18 protein-coding genes are annotated in these 20,462 nt (G+C 62.2%); 8 read left to right on the top strand and 10 right to left on the bottom strand.

All coding sequences use genetic code 11. The features are described 5' to 3' along the window. Nucleotides 1-3: 3 nt before the first annotated feature. The 4 genes from AC4PTT_RS05875 to AC4PTT_RS05890 form a co-directional block, all read right to left on the bottom strand. Entirely contained in the window at nucleotides 4-1,140 is a 1,137-nt protein-coding gene (locus tag AC4PTT_RS05875; RefSeq protein WP_113152853.1) for a carbohydrate ABC transporter permease, read from the bottom strand. Next, nucleotides 1,137-2,099 carry a carbohydrate ABC transporter permease gene (locus AC4PTT_RS05880; protein ID WP_206544332.1) on the bottom strand — a complete coding sequence of 321 codons (963 nt, stop codon included), beginning with the start codon at nucleotides 2,097-2,099 and terminating at the stop codon, nucleotides 1,137-1,139. The genes AC4PTT_RS05875 and AC4PTT_RS05880 overlap by 4 nt, the downstream gene beginning before the upstream one ends. A gap of 282 nt (nucleotides 2,100-2,381) precedes the next feature. Continuing rightward, on the bottom strand, nucleotides 2,382-3,737 hold the full coding sequence (locus AC4PTT_RS05885; RefSeq protein WP_206544135.1) for an ABC transporter substrate-binding protein: 1,356 nt from the start codon (nucleotides 3,735-3,737) through the stop codon (nucleotides 2,382-2,384). 79 nt (nucleotides 3,738-3,816) lie between these two features. Next, entirely contained in the window at nucleotides 3,817-4,041 is a 225-nt protein-coding gene (locus tag AC4PTT_RS05890; protein ID WP_206547776.1) for a hypothetical protein, read from the bottom strand. Between AC4PTT_RS05890 and AC4PTT_RS05895 the strand changes: the two genes are divergently transcribed. After that, the gene (locus AC4PTT_RS05895; RefSeq protein WP_244974852.1) at nucleotides 4,022-5,080 is read left to right on the top strand and encodes a LacI family DNA-binding transcriptional regulator; all 1,059 of its coding nucleotides are present in this window, start codon (nucleotides 4,022-4,024) and stop codon (nucleotides 5,078-5,080) included. The genes AC4PTT_RS05890 and AC4PTT_RS05895 overlap by 20 nt on opposite strands. Before the next feature lie 56 nt (nucleotides 5,081-5,136). After that, nucleotides 5,137-6,492, top strand: coding sequence for a GH1 family beta-glucosidase (locus AC4PTT_RS05900; RefSeq protein WP_492162273.1), 1,356 nt, complete (start codon nucleotides 5,137-5,139; stop codon nucleotides 6,490-6,492). Nucleotides 6,493-6,509: 17 nt separating this feature from the next. On the opposite strand, the gene AC4PTT_RS05905 is transcribed toward AC4PTT_RS05900, so the two are convergent. Further along, nucleotides 6,510-7,292: an SDR family oxidoreductase gene (locus tag AC4PTT_RS05905; protein ID WP_206553679.1), complete on the bottom strand. Its 783-nt coding sequence runs from the start codon at nucleotides 7,290-7,292 to the stop codon at nucleotides 6,510-6,512. Between the two features lie 365 nt (nucleotides 7,293-7,657). Between AC4PTT_RS05905 and AC4PTT_RS05910 the strand changes: the two genes are divergently transcribed. The 6 genes from AC4PTT_RS05910 to AC4PTT_RS05935 all read left to right on the top strand — a co-directional run bounded on the left by AC4PTT_RS05910 (nucleotide 7,658) and on the right by AC4PTT_RS05935 (nucleotide 13,823). Then, nucleotides 7,658-9,196 (top strand): OpgD/OpgG family glucan biosynthesis protein, encoded by a 1,539-nt coding sequence (locus AC4PTT_RS05910; RefSeq protein WP_236042149.1) that lies wholly within the window; start codon nucleotides 7,658-7,660, stop codon nucleotides 9,194-9,196. Then, nucleotides 9,180-9,335, top strand: a complete 156-nt coding sequence (locus AC4PTT_RS05915) for a hypothetical protein (RefSeq protein WP_162742196.1) — start codon at nucleotides 9,180-9,182, stop codon at nucleotides 9,333-9,335. The genes AC4PTT_RS05910 and AC4PTT_RS05915 overlap by 17 nt, the downstream gene beginning before the upstream one ends. 69 nt (nucleotides 9,336-9,404) lie before the next feature. After that, nucleotides 9,405-11,201 carry a glucans biosynthesis glucosyltransferase MdoH gene (gene mdoH / locus AC4PTT_RS05920; protein ID WP_283799882.1) on the top strand — a complete coding sequence of 599 codons (1,797 nt, stop codon included), beginning with the start codon at nucleotides 9,405-9,407 and terminating at the stop codon, nucleotides 11,199-11,201. A 9-nt stretch (nucleotides 11,202-11,210) separates the two neighbouring features. Continuing rightward, the gene (locus AC4PTT_RS05925; RefSeq protein WP_492162274.1) at nucleotides 11,211-12,389 is read left to right on the top strand and encodes an OpgC family protein; all 1,179 of its coding nucleotides are present in this window, start codon (nucleotides 11,211-11,213) and stop codon (nucleotides 12,387-12,389) included. Nucleotides 12,390-12,505: 116 nt separating this feature from the next. Next, nucleotides 12,506-13,051 (top strand): hypothetical protein, encoded by a 546-nt coding sequence (locus AC4PTT_RS05930; RefSeq protein ID WP_492162275.1) that lies wholly within the window; start codon nucleotides 12,506-12,508, stop codon nucleotides 13,049-13,051. Between the two features lie 91 nt (nucleotides 13,052-13,142). After that, nucleotides 13,143-13,823 (top strand): SH3 domain-containing protein, encoded by a 681-nt coding sequence (locus AC4PTT_RS05935; protein WP_206547771.1) that lies wholly within the window; start codon nucleotides 13,143-13,145, stop codon nucleotides 13,821-13,823. 67 nt (nucleotides 13,824-13,890) lie between these two features. On the opposite strand, the gene AC4PTT_RS05940 is transcribed toward AC4PTT_RS05935, so the two are convergent. The 5 genes from AC4PTT_RS05940 to AC4PTT_RS05960 form a co-directional block, all read right to left on the bottom strand. Beyond that, nucleotides 13,891-15,888 (bottom strand): alpha/beta fold hydrolase, encoded by a 1,998-nt coding sequence (locus AC4PTT_RS05940; protein WP_492162276.1) that lies wholly within the window; start codon nucleotides 15,886-15,888, stop codon nucleotides 13,891-13,893. 394 nt (nucleotides 15,889-16,282) lie between these two features. Further along, on the bottom strand, nucleotides 16,283-16,879 hold the full coding sequence (locus AC4PTT_RS05945; RefSeq protein WP_206544127.1) for a dihydroxyacetone kinase subunit L: 597 nt from the start codon (nucleotides 16,877-16,879) through the stop codon (nucleotides 16,283-16,285). A gap of 12 nt (nucleotides 16,880-16,891) precedes the next feature. Continuing rightward, the gene (locus tag AC4PTT_RS05950; RefSeq protein WP_492162277.1) at nucleotides 16,892-17,887 is read right to left on the bottom strand and encodes a dihydroxyacetone kinase subunit DhaK; all 996 of its coding nucleotides are present in this window, start codon (nucleotides 17,885-17,887) and stop codon (nucleotides 16,892-16,894) included. A 36-nt stretch (nucleotides 17,888-17,923) separates the two neighbouring features. Then, nucleotides 17,924-18,940: an ABC transporter permease gene (locus AC4PTT_RS05955; RefSeq protein ID WP_210347710.1), complete on the bottom strand. Its 1,017-nt coding sequence runs from the start codon at nucleotides 18,938-18,940 to the stop codon at nucleotides 17,924-17,926. Next, complete coding sequence (locus tag AC4PTT_RS05960; protein WP_475082670.1) at nucleotides 18,937-20,451, bottom strand: sugar ABC transporter ATP-binding protein; 1,515 nt, start codon at nucleotides 20,449-20,451, stop codon at nucleotides 18,937-18,939. Before AC4PTT_RS05960 ends, AC4PTT_RS05955 begins: the two co-directional genes overlap by 4 nt. Between the last annotated feature and the right edge of the window lie 11 nt (nucleotides 20,452-20,462).

A 20,462-nucleotide genomic window follows, 5' to 3' on the forward strand; every position in this document is an offset into this window, starting at 1 on the left:
CGGTCAGCCTCCTTTGACGGACCCAGCCAGAAGGCCGCGGACCAGGTAACGTTGCAATGCGAAGAAAACGAGAATGGGCACCACGATGGCCACGAAGGCCGAGGCGGTGAGGATTTCCCAATTGCCGCCGCGCGAGCCGAGCAGTTCGCGCAGCCGGCCGGTCAGAACCAGCTGTTCTTCATTGTTTCCAAGGAAGACGGTGGCGACCAGCAGGTCGTTCCAGACCCAGAGGAACTGGAAGATGGCGAAAGAGGCGAGTGCGGGAAACGACAGCGGCAGAATGATCTTGCGGAAGATCTCGAAATCCGACGCGCCATCGACGCGCGCGCTTTCGATGATCTCACGCGGCAGGCCGGCCATGTAGTTGCGCAGGAGGTAGATGGCGAGCGGCAGGCCGAAACCCGTATGTGCGAGCCAGATGCCGATGAACGATTTGCCGATGCCGATCGTGTTGTAGAAACGCAGAAGCGGGATCAGCGACATTTGTAGCGGGACCACGAGCAGGCCGACAATGGCGGCAAGCAGAAGCGCGCGGCCCGGAAACTCCATCCATGCCAGTGCGTAGGCCGCATAGGCCGCAATCAGGATCGGGATGACGGTGGCCGGAATGGTCACGGTCATCGTGTTGATGAAGCTCTTGCCGAGTCCTTCGGAGAACAGGACGTTTTTGTAATTTTCCGTGGTGAAGCGCGGCGGCTCGACCGAGCTCACGAAGATGCGCTGGCCGCGGCCGGGTTCGGGCTGTTCGGCATAGGTGATGGTGTAGTCGCCACTGGCCTCGACGGTGAGCATGCCACCGTCGCGCAATTCAGCGCTCTCGCCGACGGCGAAGGCCGAAGGGGCGCGCGATGATATGCCGAAGCCAACGGCCTTGCCGCTGCCATCCTCGAACACATTGCCGGTGAGCACGTAGCGGCCGTCTTCCAGCGTGGCGTTTTCCGGCGGGGCTGCGCGTGCGACCACGTTGCGTTCGGACGCGGTGAGGGCGGTCCACCAGCCGCTCACGGCGAGCTGGTCCTTGTCGCGAAGCGATGAGACGAGAATGCCGAAGGTCGGCAGGGTCCACAGCGCCACGAGCAGGAGGACGGATATGTTGACAACCCATGAGAGGGCAGGGCGCGAGCCGACGGGCGTGCTCATTTCATGTCCTTCCGTGCTTCGCGGATGTTCCAGATCATGATCGGCGTGACCATGGCCATGATGACCAGCGCGATGGTCGAGGCGCGGCCGAAATCGAGCCCGCGGAACATCCAGTCGAACATGTAGTTGGCGAGCACCTGGCTGCCCCACTGGCCGTTGGTCATGGCCAGCACGATGTCGAACACTTTGAGAACCAGAATGGTGATGGTGGTCCAGACCACGGCGATGGTGCCCCAGATCTGCGGCACCTTGATCTTGTAGAAAATCTGGAAGGGCGAGGCGCCGTCGATGATGGCCGCCTCGATGGTCTCTTCGGGAATGCCGCGCAGCGCGGCCGAGAGGATGACCATGGCAAAGCCGGTCTGGATCCAGATCAGGATGACCATCAGGAAGAAATTGTTCCAGAAGGGGATGGTGATCCACGCCTGCGGCTCGCCACCGAAGAAGGTGACGACGGCGTTGAGGATGCCGATCTGTTCGGAGCCTTCGGCGCGGTAATCATAGATGAATTTCCAGATCACGCTTGCGCCGACGAAGGAGATCGCCATGGGCATAAAGATGAGGCTCTTGGCGACATTGCCCCAGCCGATGCGGTCGGTGAGGGCGGCGGCGATGAGGCCGAAGAAGGTGGCGGCGGCGGGCACGACGATGAGCCAGAGAATGTTGTTGCGCATGCTCTCGCGGAAGGCTGCGTCCTTGGCAAGCCAGGCGTAATTGGCTCCGCCGACCCAGGTTTCGCCGCTCGGCCCGTGGAACGACAGGAAGATCGAGTTGATGACCGGATAGACCAGATAAATGCCGAGAATGACGATGGCCGGCCCCAGAAAGAGCCAGGGGCGGATGCCGTTGGCGGCGTTGATGTTGTCCGCGACGCGGCTGCCGCGTGGCGGATAGATCAGGTCGAGGAGCCGGTTGGAACCCCAGAAATAGCCGAAGCAGGCGGCCACGCCGAGCACCATGACAAGCACTGCCTGGACGAGCTTGATGTCGGGCAGGACCGTGTTGAGCGCGGTGAAGACGGCGACGGCGCAGAGCACCGCAAAGACGATGCCGGCAATCATGATGCCAAGCGCAATCGCCATATTGAAAAGGAAGCGGCCGAGGCCCGATGGACGGGACCGCGGGGCGGCTTCGGTCGAGGAGATGGCCATGTCAGCCTCCTGGGCGCATGCCGGCTGTGCCGGTGCTCCCACCCCGCATGCTCAATGGCGGCGGGGTGGGGCGGTGTTGCATGCGCAGTCCTACTTGATGGCGTCCCATTCCTTCTGGATCTCGCCGGCGACCTCTTCGGCGGACTGGCCGCCGACATAATCGATCATGCCGGTCCAGAAAGCGCCTGCGCCGATCTTGCCAGGCATCAGGTCGGAGCCGTCAAAGCGGAATGTGGTCGCATTGGTCAGGATTTCGCCCTGCTTGCGCAGCGCATCATTGGCGTAGGCCTCCGGGTTCACGCCCTTGTGCGGGGTGAGGAAGCCGGCCTGCGCCATCCAGATTTCATGCGCGATGGGCGTCTTCAGGAATTCGATGAAGGCGCGCGCCACATCCGAATCCTTCGTGATGGCGAACACGGTGCCAGCACCCAGAACCGGGGTGCCGAGATCCTTTTCCGCATAGGCCGGCAGGTAGAAGAAGTCTGCGTCGCGGCCAAGCTGCGTGCCCTCGGGGAAGAAGGAGGGGATGAAGGACGCCTGCCGGTGCATGTAGCATTTCGGCGGGACGGCGAAGAGGCCTTTGGGGCTGTCGCGGAAGTCGGTGGAGGCCACGGCGCCCGCGCCGCCATCCACATAGTCGTCATTGCGCGCGAACGCGCCGAATTCCTCGATGGCCGCAACGACGCGTTCATCGTTGAACGGGATTTCATTGGTCACCCACTGGTCGTAGACCTCGGGCGACTGGGTGCGCAGCATCAGGTCTTCCACCCAGTCAGTGGCCGGCCAGCCGGTTGCGCCGCCCGAACCGAGACCGATGCACCAGGGCGTTTCGCCATCGGCGACGATCTGGTCGGAAAGCGCCTTCAGTTCTTCCATGGTCTGCGGCACTTCATAGCCCGCATCCTCAAAGTTTTCCGGCACGTACCAGACCAGCGATTTGACATCTGCCTTGTAGGGGAAGGCGAAGAAGGCCTTCGCCCCGTCCTTGCCGGCATAGGTGCCGAGATCCACCCAGGACTGGCCGGCAGCATAGTTTTCCTTCATCCAGCCGGCAGTTTCGTTGCCGAGCGGCACGAGCAGGCCCTTGGAGGCGAGGTCGCCTGCGAGGCCCGGCTGCGGGAAGACTGCGACATTCGGTGCGCTGCCGGCCTGCGTGTCGATGACGATCTGCTGCTCGAAGGAGTCGGAGCCTGAGTAATTGACCTTTGCGCCGGTCGCTTCCTCGAAATAGGCGGTGACGGATTCGATCAGATCCTTGTCGGAGCTGAGCCAGGGGCCGAACAGGCTCATCTCCTGGCCGGAGAGATCGTGCGCGGCCTTGAAGTCTTCGAAACTCTGCCAGTTGAAACGGGCATCCTCGCCCGGGGCGAATTTGAGATCGGCGGCATGGGCGACGCTGCCGGACAGTGCCAGGGCAAACGCGCCAATAAGCATGGACGTCTTCATGGTTCCTCCAATTGCGGCCGGAGCCGCTCCTCCTCAGGTCTTTGCGGGTCCGGCGCATTGCTAACGTTTTAAACGAAATTCAAAGCGCTTTGGATTTTGGCAGCATCAATCCGGGAAGCCTTTGAGTCAAGAGCGCCTTGCTGCCAGCGCGAAGATTCATGAAGAAAATTGGTTTCACCGCCGTATTGATATGAAAACGACCAATTGTCCGCCTGAAGGGCTTGATCTCCCCAAAACGCTGTGACACCAATTTTTTTAAAGCGCTTTGAAGGAAAGGAACCGCCTTGGCTACCCGCAAAGCCATGAACCTGAAGATGCTGTCCGAGGCGCTTGGCCTGTCGCAGACCACCGTTTCGCGCGCGCTCAACGGCTTTCCGGAAGTGGCGGAGAAAACGCGCGCCCGCGTGGTCGAGGCGGCGGAGCGGCTGAACTATCGCCCGAGCCCCAGCGCGGCAAGTCTGGCGACCGGCAAGTCACGCATGATCGGGCATGTGGTGAGCCTTTCCGAACACATCATGATCAATCCGCATTTCGCCGATTTCATCGCCGGGGCGGGCGAAATCTATGCGCAGAGCGGCTACGACATTCTCCTTCGGCTCGCGCCGCTGGAAGAGCAGGAGCGCATCTATCTGAACCTTGCCGAAGACCAGCGTGTGGATGGCGTGGTGGTTCATGGACCGCTGACCGGCGACAGCCGCATCGGCATTCTGAATGCACTGGGAATGCCTTTCGTGGTTCATGGGCGCTGCGATGAGGAGGGGGCGGATTATTGCTGGATGGACGTCAACAACCGGCGGGCTTTCCATCGTGCGACGAAGTTTCTGCTGGATCTGGGACATGAGCGCATCGCGCTGATCAACGGTCTTGAGACGATGAACTTTGCCGAGCGGCGCAGGCAGGGCTATGAGGCGGCGCTGGCAGAGGCCGGTGTCGCGCTCGACGAACGCCTGCTTCACAGCGCCGATATGGTCGAGCCCTATGGCTATCAGGCGACGCGGGCGCTGATGGAACTGGATGAGCCGCCGACGGCCATTTTGGTGGCGAGTGTTCTGCCGGCCATGGGCGTAACGCGCGCGCTGGTCGATCTTGGCCTGCGGGCTGGCGAAGACGTTTCCGTGATCGCCTTTGATGACTGCCTGTCCTTTCTTCAGTCGGGCTACAAGGGCAGCGCGCCGGACATTCCCTATTTCACGGCGGTTCGTTCCTCCATCCGGGAGGCGGGAAAACGGGTGGCGCAATTACTTCTTGAGCGCATCGAGACCCCGGACGGGCCGCCTCTGAGCGAGCTCTGGGAGGCCGACTTCGTGATCGGCCAGACGACCGCGCCGCCACGCCGCCGCTAAAGGGCGGAAACGGCATTTTCAGAAAGAACGGGTCCAGAAAGAACGGGGAGAGGCTGATGCCCGCCAACGGAATGGAAGCCATGGAGCTTGAATTCTCACGCGACGATTTCCCCGGGGATTTCGTCTTTGGCACGGCCACTTCGAGCTATCAGATCGAGGGCAGCCGGTTTGGCGGTTGCGGAACCTCGCACTGGGACACGTTTGCGGCAACGCCCGGCAACACGGTGCGCGGCGAGGATGGGGCCACGGCCTGCGACCACTATCACCGCTGGGAAAGCGATCTCGATCTGGTGCGTGACGCCGGGTTCGACTGCTATCGCTTCTCGATCTCCTGGTCGCGTGTGCTGCCGGATGGAAGGGGAGACGCCAATCCAGAGGGGCTCGATTTCTACGACCGCCTCGTCGATGGCATGCTGGAGCGCGGGCTGAAACCCTTCGCCACGCTCTATCACTGGGATCTGCCGGCGCCGCTTGCCGATCTGGGCGGCTGGCGCAACCGCGATATTGCAGACTGGTTCGCCGATTATACGGAACTGGTGATGAAGCGCATTGGAGACCGGGTGGCGACGGCGGCGACCATCAACGAGCCCTGGTGCGTGGCCTGGCTCAGCCATTTCATGGGCGCACATGCGCCGGGATTGCGCGACATTCGCGCCGCCGCCCGCGCCATGCACCACGTGCTTCTGGCGCATGGGCGGGCGACGCAGGCGATGCGCGCGCTCGGCATGGACAATCTTGGGCTGGTCACCAATTTCGAATACGCCGCTCCCGCCGATGACAGCGAGGCGGCGCGGAAGGCCGCCCGTCTTTACGACGGCATTTACAATCGCTGGTTCCTTGGCGGCGTGTTCGACGGAGCCTATCCCGAGGATGTTTTGGAAGGGCTCGGGCCTCACATGCCGCAGGGCTTTGAGAAGGACTTTGGCGTGATCGGCACGCCGGTCGACTGGCTGGGCATCAATTATTACACGCGCAAGCTGATCGCCCCGGACGGTTCAGGCCGGTTTCCGGCGCTGAAAGAGGTCGAGGGGCCGCTGCCCAAAACGTTCATGGACTGGGAGATCTATCCCGACGGCCTGCACCATTTCATCACATGGGCGCATGAGAACTACACGAAGGGCCTGCCGATTTATGTGACGGAAAACGGCATGGCCGCGCCGGACCGGCTGTCGGCCGGGCGGGTCGATGATCCCGCGCGCATCGATTTTCTGAACCGGCATCTGGGGGCGGTGCGGCGCGCCTTGGATGAGGGCGCGCCGGTGAAAGGCTATATCGTCTGGTCGCTTCTGGATAATTACGAATGGGCGCTCGGCTATGAGAAGCGTTTCGGGCTTGTCCATGTGGACTTTGAAACGCTGGAGCGCACGCCCAAGGCATCATGGTATGCTCTTGGGCGTGCGCTGAAGCGCTAGGTCCTGACCCAAGGCGATCAGACTGAACGGGTCGCGCCGCCGTCGATGCGGACCTTGGTGCCCGTGACATAGGACGCGCGTTCGGAAGCGAGGAAAACGGCCATGTTGGCGAATTCTTCGGGATCACCGTAACGCCCCATGGGAATCGTGTCGGCGGCAGCAGCCGAAACCTCTTCCACCGGCTTGCCGGAGCGGTTTGCGGCGGCGGTGTCCAGTTCGACCACGCGCTGCGTGTGGATGCGGCCGGGCATGAGAATGTTCACGGTCACGCCGTCGCGCGCAATTTCGGTGGCGAGCGTTTTGGACCAGCCGACAATGGCCGAGCGGATGCCGTTGGAAAGCGCCAGCATCGGAATCGGCTGTTCCACACCCGAAGAGGTGACGGTGAGAATGCGGCCCCATTTGCGCTCGCGCATTGGTGGCAGAAGACGCCCGGTCAGGTGGAAGACATTGGCCGCCATGGTCTCGAAATTGGAGATCCAGTCGCTGCGACCGGCATCGACAGCCGATGACGGGGGCGGGCCACCGGTGTTGTTCACAAGAATATCGACGCCGCCTTCGGCCAGAAGCCTGTCGGCGAGCTCATCGATGGCGGCAAGGTCTGAAATGTCGAGCGCGCAGGCTTCCACCGTGCCTGCGCCATCGGGCAGTTTGCCGGCCCAGGCCTCGATCTTGTCCTTGCTGCGCGCGGCGGCGATCACGGTTGCGCCTTCACGCGCCAGCCCTTCCGCGATGGCCGCGCCGAGGCCGCGACTTGCGCCGAGCACCAGCGCGCGCTTGTTGTTAAGTCCTAGATCCATTGACAAATTCCCCGGATTTCTGCGCCGCGGTTCGCCCTGACATGCCTGGGGTGCAGCGGCTTTTGGTGGGTTCTCTCACCCTGGGTGAGGTGGGGGATTGGGCACGATTCAGATGAGGATTGCAAGTCGGTATGGGACGCTGTAAAGCGATCCGCCGCTTGGCGCTGTCCCTTCAAATTTTGGTAACGCGCAGTCTTGGAATGTTATGTGCCCTGCCGAAACTAAACCGCAATTGATGCGTTGAAAGCGCGTGGTTTGTGCCGCGGCTTCACCCTGAGACTTTCTGCATACGAGTTCCATATATGGACCGACGATCCTTTCTTGTTTCCTGCCTGTCAGCCTCGCTGTTGGGCGCCTCCAGCTTGATGACAATCGCAACCTCTGCGCGCGCCGAAGACGTTGCCGCGCAAGGCGGCGGGGTGAAGAGTGGGGCGCAGCCCTTCTCCTTCGATGCGCTGACGGAGGCCATGAAGAACAAGGCTTCCCAACCTTTTGCAAAGGCCGATTTTGAACTGCCGCAGCAGATCGCCGAACTGACCTACGATCAGCACCGTGCGATCCGGTTCCGCCCCGATCACGCATTGTGGCAGGGCGAGGCCCCATTTGAGCTTCAGGCCTTCCACATGGGCTGGCTCTTCAAGGAGCCGGTGCGCCTTTATGCCGTCGAGGGTGAGACGGCTGAACCGATCCTCTTCACCGGTCGCGATTTCGAGTATCGCAAACCGCTCGACCCGACCGCTTTTGAAGATCTGGTGATGGAAGGCGAGGCGGGTTTCCGTCTGCACTACCCGCTCAATGCGCCGGACGTGATGGACGAACTCGTCTCCTTCCTTGGCGCAAGCTATTTCCGTGCGCTTGGCCGCGACACGCTTTATGGCCTGTCGGCGCGTGGCCTCGCCATCGATACGGCGACCGCCAATGGCGAAGAGTTCCCGCGTTTCACCGATTTCTACATCGAGAAGCCGAATCGCCGCAGCAAGGAAGTGACCGTCTACGCGGCGATGGACAGCGAGAGCGTGACCGGCGCATACCGCTTCGTCATTTCGCCCGGCCGCAACACGGTGATGAATGTGACGGCGCGTCTTTTTGCACGCAGGGATATCGGTCGTCTGGGCGTTGCGCCGATGACCTCCATGTTCCTGTTCGCCGAGAACAATGACAGCGCGTTCGACGATTATCGCGGTCAGGTGCATGACAGCGACGGTTTGAAGATCGTGCGTCAGGATGGCGATGAGCTCTGGCGCAATCTGAACAACCCGTCCGAGCTGGCGACATCCTTTTTCACAGAGGACAGCCCGCAGGCATTCGGCCTGTTCCAGCGCGACCGCGATTTCGCGAACTTCCAGGACGCCGGTGCGCACTATGAGGAGCGGCCTTCGCTTCTGGTCGAGCCTCTGGAATCGTGGGGACGCGGCAATGTCACACTGGTCGAGATCCCGACGGATCTCGAGGTTAACGACAACATTGTCGCTTTCTGGGTTCCCGAAAAGGCGGTGAAGGCCGGCGATGAGCTGGAATTCAACTACCGCCTGACCTGGGGCGCGATTGAAGAGCCAACCAACCGTTTTGCGCGCGTCATGGCGCTGCGCGGCGGCGAGGGCGGTGTCTCCGGCGTGAAGAACGAGGAAGGGCTGCGCAAGTTCGTTGTCGACTTTGACGGTGAGGTTTTGCGGAACCTTCCGGGTGACTCGAACATTGAAGCCGTTGTGAATGTCAGCCGTGGCGAGATCGCCCATTCCACCGTCTCCCGCATCGGGAGCAACGGGATGTGGCGGCTGGTGATCGACCTGAAGCCAAACGGCTCCGGGCCAGTGGAGATGAATGGTCATCTCAAGCTGGATGACAAACGGCTTTCGGAAATTTGGAGCTATCAGTGGAGAGAGACAGATGACGCACGTTCTTGAGACGGATAGCAGGCACGTGACGCTCGCACGCCATGCACTGCCGGCAGCCCCCATGGCCATGCCCGATCAGGTGCTGGAGCGCCGCCGCGCCCGTCCGGCGCTTTTCTCGATGCTTCTGAAACGCTTCGCCTGGAAGTGACCCGACATGCCGCGCATCCGCGTGGCATCGGTCCGGCCCTGCAATGATGCCGGCAATTATGAGTGAGTGATGGTCAGCGTAAGACGCGTTTTATCGATCCTGTTCTGCCTGCTTATGGCTGGCCTCGTCTCCTCGCTTGCCGTCGGCTATTTTTCCGCTGACGGCATTCAGTGGATCGACGCGGTCAGGATCGTGCTTCTGGCGGCCAGCACTGGCTGGCTCGCATGGGGCGCTGCCTATGCGTTCAACGGTCTTCTGAGCCTGCCGCTGAAGCGTGAGGACAAGACCTTTGAACTTGTGCCGACCAGCGCCCGCACGGCGGTTCTTGTGCCGGTCTACAATGAAGATCCGGTCAAGACCTTCTCGCATGTGGCGGCGATGATCGGCAGCCTGCACGCCCTTGGCGTGGCGGGCCGTTTCGACTTTGCCATCCTGTCGGACACGCGCGACCCCGAAGTCGCGGAAAAGGAAGAGCGCTGGTTCCAGCGGCTGCAACTCGAATGCGGCGCGCATACCGACATCTTCTATCGCCGGCGTGAGCAGAACACCGGCAAGAAGGCCGGCAATGTCGCCGATTTCATCCGCACATCCGGCGCGCTCTACGAGTACATGATCGTGCTCGATGCCGACAGCCTGATGGAAGGCGTGACCATGGCCGAGATGGTGCGGCGCATGGATGACGATCCACGGCTTGGCCTGCTGCAGACCCTGCCGAAGATCGTGCACGCACGCTCCTTCTTCGGTCGCGCCATGCAGTTTTCGACCGGCTATTATTCCCCGATCTACACGCGCGGCCTGGCCGCGCTGCAGGGCACGGCCGGTCCTTTCTGGGGCCACAATGCGATTGTGCGCACCCGCGCCTTTGCCCAGAGCTGCGGTCTGCCGGAGCTTTCGGGCCGTCCGCCCTTTGGCGGGCATATTCTGAGCCACGATTATGTCGAGGCCGCGCTTTTGACCCGCAATGGCTGGACCGTGCGTGTCGATCCCGATCTGACGGGCTCCTACGAGGAAGGGCCGGACAATGTGGTGGACTTCGCCAAGCGCGACCGCCGCTGGTGTCAGGGCAATCTTCAGCATGGCCGCGTGATGGTGGCCCCGGGCCTGAAGCCGTGGAGCCGGTTTGTTTTTGTACAGAACATCATGGCCTATGTGGCGTCGCCGCTCTGGGCGCTGTTCATCATCGCCTCCATTGCAGCACCCACGCTGAAGGGCGTGCCGGACTATTTCCCGGAGCCTGGCCTCTCCGCTGTCTTTCCGCGCGTGGAGCAGGGGCTGGCGCTGACGCTTCTGGTCGGTGTGTTCGGCCTTCTGATCGGGCCCAAGCTTCTGATCGTGGCGCGCGGGGCGATCAGCGGTGTGAATGAGACTTTTGGCGGCACAGGCCGCGCGCTTCTGAACACGCTGACCGAGATCCTTTCGACGAGCCTGCTCGCACCGATCATGCTCATGTATCAGTGCCGCGCCGTGCTTGAGGTTTTCTTCGGCATGGATGGCGGCTGGCCGGCGACGGACCGCGAGGCGGGGTCCGTCAGCCTTTCGGAAGCCTGGTCCGCGAGCTGGTGGATCAGCGCGACGGGTCTGGTGACGCTGGGCCTCGCTTTCCAGTTTGCGCCTGAATATGTCGGCTGGCTGCTTCTGGTGGCAGGGCCACAGGTGTTTGCGCCGATCCTCATTCATGTGAGTTCGCGAAGCGCGCTGGGCACGGCCGAGGCGGGGCTGTTTGAAACCGCCGATGACCGCAACCCGTCTCCCGTCGTGCTGCGGCAGGAGGCCATTCTCGCGCATTGGCGCGGCGCCGAGGCGTCTGCGCCGGCATTCCGGCCGGTTCCTGAGCCGGCATTTGAAGCCGCCGACGCGGAGCGGTAAGGCCCAGCCATGAACGCACCCTTCGTTCCCGCAAGCGTTGGCCGAGACCAGCGCCTTGACGTGTTTCGCGGTCTCGCGCTGATCACGATCTTCATCAACCATGTGCCGGGCAATCTTTATGAGAACCTGACGTCGCGCAATTTCGGCTTTTCCGATGCGGCCGAGGCGTTCGTTCTCATGTCCGGGATTGCGGTTGGTCTTGCCTATTCGCGCGGTTTCCGCAGCGGTCCGTTCTTTGAGGCCTGCATGAAAGTGTGGCGGCGGGCCGGTGTGCTCTACGTCACGCACATCGTGACCTCGGTCATCGCCATCGGCATTGTGGCGGCCGGCGCGCTTTATCTCGGCGTGTATGAGATGCTGACCCGTATCAATTTCGGCCCGCTGCTCGCAAAGCCGCTGGAGACCATGGTTGGGCTGCCGCTTCTCGGGCACCAGCTTGGCTATTTCAACATTCTGCCGCTCTATGCCGTTCTACTTGTGATCTCGCCGCTCTACATCATGATCGGCCTGCGCAGTCCGCTGGCGCTGATCGGTGTTGCGGTGGGCGTGTGGCTGTTGGCGGGAACCTTCCGGCTCAACCTGCCCAATTACCCCAATCCCGGCGGCTGGTTCTTCAACCCTGTCGCCTGGCAGCTGATCTATGCCGTGGGCATTGCCGGTGGGCTCTCCATGATGGACGGGCGCAAGCTGGTGCCTTACCGCGCATGGCTGTTCTGGCTCTGCACGGCCTTCCTCGTGTTCTCCTGCATCTGGGTGTCGCTCAGGGCAGGGGCGCTGCCGGGCCGCAAGATGCTGCCTTTCTTCATTGCCGGTTTCGACAAGACCTTCCTGTCGCTCCCGCGTCTTCTGCATGCGCTGGCGCTGGCCTATGTGCTGACCAATGTCGCCTGGGTTTTGCGCATCTTCCAGTGGCCGGTCTTCCGCCCCGTTGAGCTGATGGGCAAGAACGGGCTTGCCGTTTTCGCCACCGGTTCGGTTCTGGCAATCGTGCTTCAGGTGCTGAAGCTGCGCTATGAGCCCGATTTTGCGTCGGACGCTGCCCTGCTGGGCATTGGCATCGCCATCCAGTATGGCGTGGCGTGGTTCCTGTCGCAGCAGAAAGAAGCAAAGAAGGGCAGGAAGCGGGCCGCTGAAAACAGGTTCATGCCGGGCTCGCAGGAAAAGGAACGCCTCCGCGAAAGCGTGTGAACCCACGTATTCCCGCAGCAAGAAGCGGTGTTCCGTACCACTAATTACGCGGTCGCAGACGTTTTGCCGGCATTTTATACTCTCGGCAGGCGAGGGAAATTTGCGAGGGTATTTCCATGATGAAGCGACTTTTTGCATGCCTGTTCGTTGTCGGGCTCGCGGGGTGCCAGTCCGACACCCAGACATCACAACCCATGACGACCATGCCGCCTGCGGGCGGCGGGGCCGGTGTTTCCGATCTCGTTGGCGCACGGGGCGCTGGCGGTGAAACGCAGCTCATGGTGCGCGGTTACACGCTTTCCAGAACGCAGGGACTGACCGCCTATTGGTGGAACGCGGCCAGCGGAAACTGTGTACGGGTGGTGACCAGCGATGGACGCTATCAGAGCGTCGATCCGGTTGGTCCGGCCGAATGCGGGCAGGCTTCGATGGCTGCGTCTGCACCGGCTGGCGGGCCGCCGGCTGACATTGCAGATCTGGTCGGCGCGCGGGGCGCTGGCGGTGAGACCCAGCTCATGGCGCGTGGCTACACGCTGGCCAGAACCCAGGGACTGACGGCCTATTGGTGGAAGGCGTCCACGGGCACATGCGCCCGGGTTGTCACGGCCGATGGCCGCTATCAGACGGTGGCGGCGGCCAGCGCCGCCGATTGCAGGGCCTGAAGCGACAGGGTTCGGTTGAGCAGCGGGGATCTGCCCGGTACCCTGAGGATCGGGTGAAACGGTTTCTGTGCGCCGATAAAGGAGATCTGCAATGCGTATTCTGGGTTTTGTTCTTCTGGTTGCGGCGCTTGCCTGGTCGCCGGCGTCCGCGCAGGACCTCCGTGAGGTCCGGGTGCAGTTCGAGGCGGGTCGCTCCGGCACAACGATCAATGGCCGGATCAAGGGATATGAGATTGTCGATTACGTTCTGGGCGCAAGACGCGGCCAGCGCATTGCCATTGATCTCGGCACCGACAATCTGGCGAATTACTTCAACCTGCTGCCGGCTGGCAGCGAGACGGCCATTCACACGGGATCGGTCGCCGGGAACGAATATACCGGCGTCCTGCCGGCCGATGGCGATTATCGCATCCGCGTCTACATGATGCGCAGTGCGGCCCGCCGCGATGAAGTGGCCAATTACCGGCTTTCCGTCGACATCGAAGCCGATGGCGCGGGACGCAGCGCCAATCCCGATTTTGCAGACGGTCTGAGCGGTGGTCCCGATTACTGGGCGGTGTCCGGTGTTGCGCGCAACGATCTCCTGAATGTGCGGACCGCGCCCGGCACGAAGTCCGCAGTGATCGGCCAGTTGGCCAATGGCGACCGGGTGCGCAACCTCGGCTGTCGCATGGTGGCCAAGTCCCGCTGGTGCCGCATCGGACTTGGCGGCGACCAGAGCATGACTGGCTGGGTCAATGGACGCTATCTGGTTGAAGCGGCCGGGCCTTAGCGCGGTTCATTCCCTTGTTCTGCGCATAAACGCCCTGTGAAGCGCCGGTGAATGAGATGCTGGCGCCTCACGGGTCCTGCGCTTGCGAAGCTTCTTCTACCCAGGGAGCAATGTAGAATGTCGGTCTGGCGCTTTCCGCACAGCTATTGTCCAGCTTGCGGCTCGGGTCGTTGATGAAAGCCACCCCCATATCCACGACGCAGGGCTGATAGACCACCGCGCCATGCCCGGCTTCGGGAATGATGAAGGACTGGCTGTTGCTCAGCGTCTCGGTGGCCAGCTGCGCCCAGCTTGCCGCGGTCTGCACATCCCACGTCGAGCCGATTGAGAGGGTTGGAATGTCGCTGACGACCGGGTCGTGAAACCCCTCACGCGGCTGCGGTTCGAAGAGTTCGCACACCGTGTAGAAATCCTGGGCCATCCTGTCCCAGCCTGATCGGATGATGCGCCCGTACTCAAGCCCGTCCGTTACCTCCCTGTAGCGCTCGAGGCTGTTGTAGGGCCGGTCTTCCTGGCAGGCGTAGATCCAAAGGTGCGAGCTGCCGAGAATGTCCTTCTCCAGACGTGCTGTCGCGGCCCTGATGGCGTCGAAGGCCTTCTGCACCTCGCTATCCGACATTGCCGTGACCAGCGCCTGAAGTCGTTGCTGCGCCGCGCCATCGAAATACTGGCTGACAAAATTGCGCAGAAGATCCTTCGAGGGCGTTGCGTTCTGCATGGCGGCATAGTCGATCACCGCGGCCCGCAGGCGTTCCGGGTTGGTGGTAAGCGGGCCGATCGCCTTTGACATCTCTTCATCGAAAAGGGCTGCCAGAGGACCGAAGGTGCGGTCGCGCAACAATGCGTCCTTGAGTTCCTGTATGGTCAGGTCGAGCGCGCTGTCGCTTGCTTTCAGCGCTTCCGCTTCGGCCAGCACGATGTTTACGAGACGCTCTTCTGCATCTGTCAGTTTCTTTGCTGCATTGCGGGCGTCTGTGGCGCCGGGCAGGGGAAAGCTCAGCTCTTTTTCGACAAGCATGGCCACCGTCGGCATCTCTTCGCCGCGCGCCATCTCATAGATCGCTGCGGGTATATAGGCCGTGTAGCTGCCCTGTCCGTACTGCCCGTTGCGCTTGCTGAGCAGGACGGAAACGATCTGCGGCGGCATGGTCGCGCCCTGAATCCGGACCTTGCCGGCAAGAGCGTTGTCATAGGCTTCGTTGAGCTTCTGCCCGAGGTCCGGATAAGCCCGGTTGCAGGCTTCGTCTGCCTTGCATTCCGCCAGGAAGGCGAGAATAGCCTCATGCTCCGGCACCGCAAGCGTGTCATAGAGATGGATTGCGGGCGGTGCGACGCCATCGATGATGACCGAGCGCAGTCCTTCCGGTGCGCTGCGCATGACTTCCAGTGAGAGTTTCGTGCCGTATGATATGCCGTAGAGATTGTAGGTTTCATATCCGAGCGTTTTCACCACCGCACGCACGTCGAGCGCATTCTGATAGGTGTTGAAATTCTCAAGTCCGACGCCTGCTTCCTGCAGTTCCCGCACACAGTCCGCCACCAGTTTCGATGGCCGCACCGTATCCTCCTCGGTTTCGGTGGAGGTGATTGTCTCCTTGGCAATGTCGATCACATTGATGGTGAGTGCGTCATAGCAGGTGGTGGAACGCGCCGAGAGACCGGCGGCGCGTTGATCGAAGATCACGATGTCCCGCGTGTCACGCCAGGGATCGAATATCTCCGCGAATTTCCGTAGTCCGCCAAGCACCCCCGCTCCGGGGCCGCCATGCAGATGCACGACGGGATCGGGGGCGGGATAGGAGGAATTGGAGCGCAGAACCGTAAAGACCAGATCAAGCGTTCCCGCTTCGGGCTGCGCGTGATCCTCGGGAACCGTCACCGTGCCACAGACGATGGTTTTGCCTTCGATCTCCGTTCTTCCAAGGGGGCGCGGGCATGGCGCAAGCGCGACCGGATAGGCCTTCTGTGCGCCACCTTCCATGAGAGTTCGGAAATGCATGTCATCTGCTTCTCCGCTGGAGAGCGCGATGATCAGGGCGATAATCTGGTCGTACGACGTCGACATGCTAGCCTCCCATTTCTGCTGGCGCGTTATGCATTGCGGCTGAATGCGTGTTGTGCGTCCACACCTTGTTCGCGGGCATGCAGATCTGGCGAACCTGCCCGAAGTGCCGGTTATTGCTCATGGGGAAGGGGCGGTTATGGGCGAACAAAAGCACCATCGCCTTGATGGTAAATCGCCATGTCCGCTTAACAAAGCACATGCGCCCCTCAATGATCTGGTCTGTGGAATGAACCAGTCAGGAGGGGCAGTATGCCTGAATGGCGAAACCCGAGCCAGCACCACTATCGGATAGGGTGTTGCGGAGGCAGGCAGTTTTGCCTGTCGCCGGGAAACCGGCGGTGATGCGCACCGCCGGCATGTGGCTAGAGCGTTCCCGCTTTTCCTGGAATTGCATTTAGCCGTGTTTTAGCCCTTCGACGATGCGCAGAAAGGCCAGTTGGCCGGGGTCGGCCAGTCCGATGCTCTTCTCGCCGAACATGCGGGCGCGACCGAGCCTGTTGGGCTGGTTGCGGAACTGTTCAACGGCGTCGCCGGCGGCGGTGATGGCCGTGTCGACCATGGTTTCCGGCGCTGCGCCTTCGAGCGCCTCTGCGATGGCGTCGAGGCTGTCGAGCACCGTCTTGTCGCCGAGATTGCCTTTGCCGCGCGCCATCATGGCGTCGCGGGCGGCGGCGACGAGGCCCGGAATGTCGTCCGGCGCAATTTCCGTCTTTCCCTTCTCCAGCTTCGCGGCAGCCATGAAACCGGTGGCCAGCAGCGTTCCATAGGAGGATGACGAGACGCGCTGGAAGGCCTTGGCGACTGCAAAAAGCGCCATGCCCACATCGTCGGGAAGCTCGGTTTCTGCGGCTTCGGCAAACCCCTTGGATACGGTAATGCCGAGATCGCCGTCACCGAGTGCGCCGTCGGCGCTGCACAGCTCCTCGCTGGCAGTCGCGGTGTGAGCGGCAATGCCGCTCAACGCTTTCGCGATGGCTGAACTGTCGATCATCGCGTCCTCTCCCTATACGCGCCAGAAGGCGCATTCTGCCGGAGCCTTGAGCAGGGTTTCAAGCTCTTCGTCCAGCTTGATGACCGTGATGGTCGCGCCCGTCATCTCCATGGAGGTCGCGTAGCGGCCAACCAGCGGCATCACGATCTCGACACCGAGCGCATCAAGCTTTTGCTTTGCGTGGCGATAGAGAATGTAGAGTTCTTCGGCGGGCGTTGCGCCGAGCGAGTTCACGAGAATGGAAATGCGGTCGCTCTTTGCGAGCGGCTGGTCGGCCATGAGGCGCTCCAGCATTTCTTCTGCAATCTCGTCGGCGGGCTTGATCGCGTCGCGCCAGATGCCGGGTTCGCCATGGATGCCCATGCCCATTTCCATTTCCGTTTCGCCGATCTCGAAGGTCGGCTTGCCTGCCTGCGGGATGGTGCAGGGCGTCAGCGCCATGCCGATGGAGCGGCAGGCATCAGCGGTTTTCCGGGCGATGCGGGTGACTTCATCCAGGTCGTCGCCGCGCTCGGCGGCAGCGCCTGCGATCTTGAAGGCATAGACCATGCCGGCCACGCCGCGCCGCTTCTCGGCCTCTTCCTTCGGGGCTGAAACCACATCGTCGGTCAGAAGCACGGTGGTGGTGCGGATGTCGTGTTCCATCTCGGCCATTTCGCCGGCCATGTCGAAATTCATGACATCGCCGCCGTAATTGCCATAAAGGCGCAGCACGCCCGCGCCGCCATCGGCCAGCCGGATCGCTTCGGCCATCTGCTCGGCGGAGGGGCTGGCGAACACGTCGCCAATGGCGCAGGCATCGAGCAGGCCGGTGCCCACATAGCCGGTGAAGATCGGGAGATGGCCGGAGCCGCCGCCCGTCACGATGCCGACCTTGCCCTTCTTCGCGCCCGCTGCCCGCGCAATCACGCGGCGCACCGGCTGCGCATAGGTTTCGGGATGGGCCGCGATCATGCCTTCGAGCATTTCATCGACATAGTCTGCGGGGTTGTTCAGGATCTTTTTCATGCCTTGTCCTCCCAGGGGGTGTGTTCAAGCCGGCGTTCAGGCTTCCAGCGGGCGCGCCATGCGCTGGCGGTGTTTTGCCAGACGGTCGAAGACGATGGGCAGGCCGGTGCCCACAATGATCAGACAGCCGATGACGAATTTCTGCCAGTAGGACGGAACCCCGGCCATCAGCAGCGTGGTGTTGATCATGGTGATCACGAACACCCCGAGAAGCGTGCCGAGCACGGTGCCGTGTCCGCCGGTGATGCGCGCGCCGCCCAGAACCACGGCGGCGATGACGTTCAGCTCCATGCCGACGAGATCGAACGGGTTGGCCATGCGCGAGAGCGTCACATGCGTCATGCCGGCAAGACCGGCAATCGCGCCGGCAATCACATAGATCAGCACCTTGACCCGCTTGATGCGGATGCCGATGCGCTGGGCTGCTTCTTCCGAACCGCCGATTGCGTAGACCTTCCGCCCGAACAGGGTGAAGTTCATGATGATGGCGAGCGCAATGGTGACCGCCACGAGCACGAGGAAGGAGGCGGGAAGCGACACCATTTGGCCAACCGCATTCTCGATGCGGATGAGGATGGTGCGGGAGAAATTGATCACTTCACGCGGCACCGAGGTGATGTAGGTGGTGCCAAGGAAGGTGAGCAGCGCGCCGCGAAAGAAGGAAAGCGTGCCGAGCGTGACGATCAGCGTGTTGAGGCCCAGACCGCCGATGAGCAGGCCGTTGACGAGCCCGAGCCCTGCGCCGATGGCGGCGGCGATCACGAAATAGGCGATGATCGGCAGGTCGAGATCGATGCCCAGCACGATCTTCATGGTCGCATACATGGCGAATGCGCCGATGGCGGTGTGCGAGACATCTATGCCGCCGGAGGCCAGGACCATCATCACGCCCAGCGCAAAAATGCCGGTCACCAGCCCGTTGCGGGCAAGGTCGATCAGTGTCGAGGGCGTGAAGAAGGCCGGGTTCAGCAGGCCGAGAACGACTGCGAAAAGCACCGCGACGAGGAACACGATGCCCTGCGGGGTTGCAAAGATGCGGGCAAGCGCGTTCATGTCCGGTCCTCCCTGATGACTTCGTTGTAGAGTGTGTCTTCGTCCACCGTCGCGGCGTCGAAGCCTGCGGTGATGCGCCCGCGCACCATCACCAGAATGCGGTCGGACAAAGCGATGGCCTCCGCGATGTCGTCGGTGACGACCATGACCGCCGTGCCGCTGCGGCTGAGCGAAACGAGCAGTTCGTGGATCTCGCGTTTGGACCCCACATCGACGCCGACCGTAGGCCCGTTGAGGATGAGAAGCCGGGGATCGATCTCCATCCAGCGCGCCAGCACGACGCGCTGCTGGTTGCCGCCCGAAAGCGTCGCGACGGCGGGCGTCACGTCAGGCGTCTTGATACGCAGGCTCTTCACCGCGTCGCGTGCGCGTTGCAAAAGGCTTGCGGCGCTGACGATGCCGAAATGGGTCGACTTTTCCAGGCTGGAGACGGTGATGTTGTCGCGGATCGACTGGTTGAGGAATAGACCTTCCGTCAGCCGGTCTTCCGGCACATAGGCGATGCCCCGCTCGATGGCGTCGTGCTGGCTCTTGAAGGTGACGGCCTCGCCATCGATCTCGATGCGCCCGGCATCCGGCTTCATGTAGCCGAACAGGGTCTGGGCGAGTTCGGTGCGGCCGGAGCCGAGAAGGCCGACCACGGAGACGATCTCGCCCGGTCGCAGCTCCAGATCCACATCGACGAAATTGCCGCGACGGCCGAGGCCGCTGGCGGCGAGGAACGGGCGCTGGACTGCGCCTTCTTCGCGCGGCAGCCGCTGACTGTCCACGGAACGGCCGGTCATGGCCTCGACGAGACGCTCGGTATCGAATTCGCCGATGGGGCCTTCCACCACCACGGAGCCATCGCGCAGCACGGTGATCGTGTCACAGACGGCGAAAACCTCTTCGATCTTGTGGCTGACGAACAGGAAGGAAACGCCTTCCTTCTTCAGTGCGCCGACGATCTCGAGAAGATGGGCGACCTCGCTGCGGGTCAGCGCGGTGGTCGGCTCATCCATGACGATGATGCGCGCCCTGTTGGCGAGCGCGCGGGCGATGGCGACGAGCTGTTTGGACGCGACGGGGAGGAGTTCGACCGGCGTGTCGGGGTCGATCTCCACCTGCATGCGCTTCAGCGTGTCGATGGCCAGTCTGCGGCGCGCGCTGCGTTTGTGCAGCACGTCTGCGGAGGTAACCGAGGTCAGGAAGCCGATATTTTCCCAGACGCTCAGATTGGGAAACAGTGAAAAGTCCTGATAGATGACCGAAAGGCCGGCGGTGATGGCGCCCATCGGGTCGTTGCCCAACTGGCGGCCGTTCAGCGAAACCTGGCCTGCGTCTGCGCTCACCACGCCTGACAGGATCTTGATCAGTGTCGATTTGCCCGAGCCGTTCTCGCCGGCCAGACAGCGCACCTCACCGGTGCTCAGTTCGAGATTGACGTCTTCGAGCACGCGCACCGGCCCGTAGGCCTTGCGGATGTCCCGCATCTGCAGGATGGGCGTGCTTCCGCTCGCTTCGTCGTTCATGGGAAATCTCT

The sequence above is a fragment of the Nitratireductor sp. WH36-1 genome (assembly GCF_058725515.1).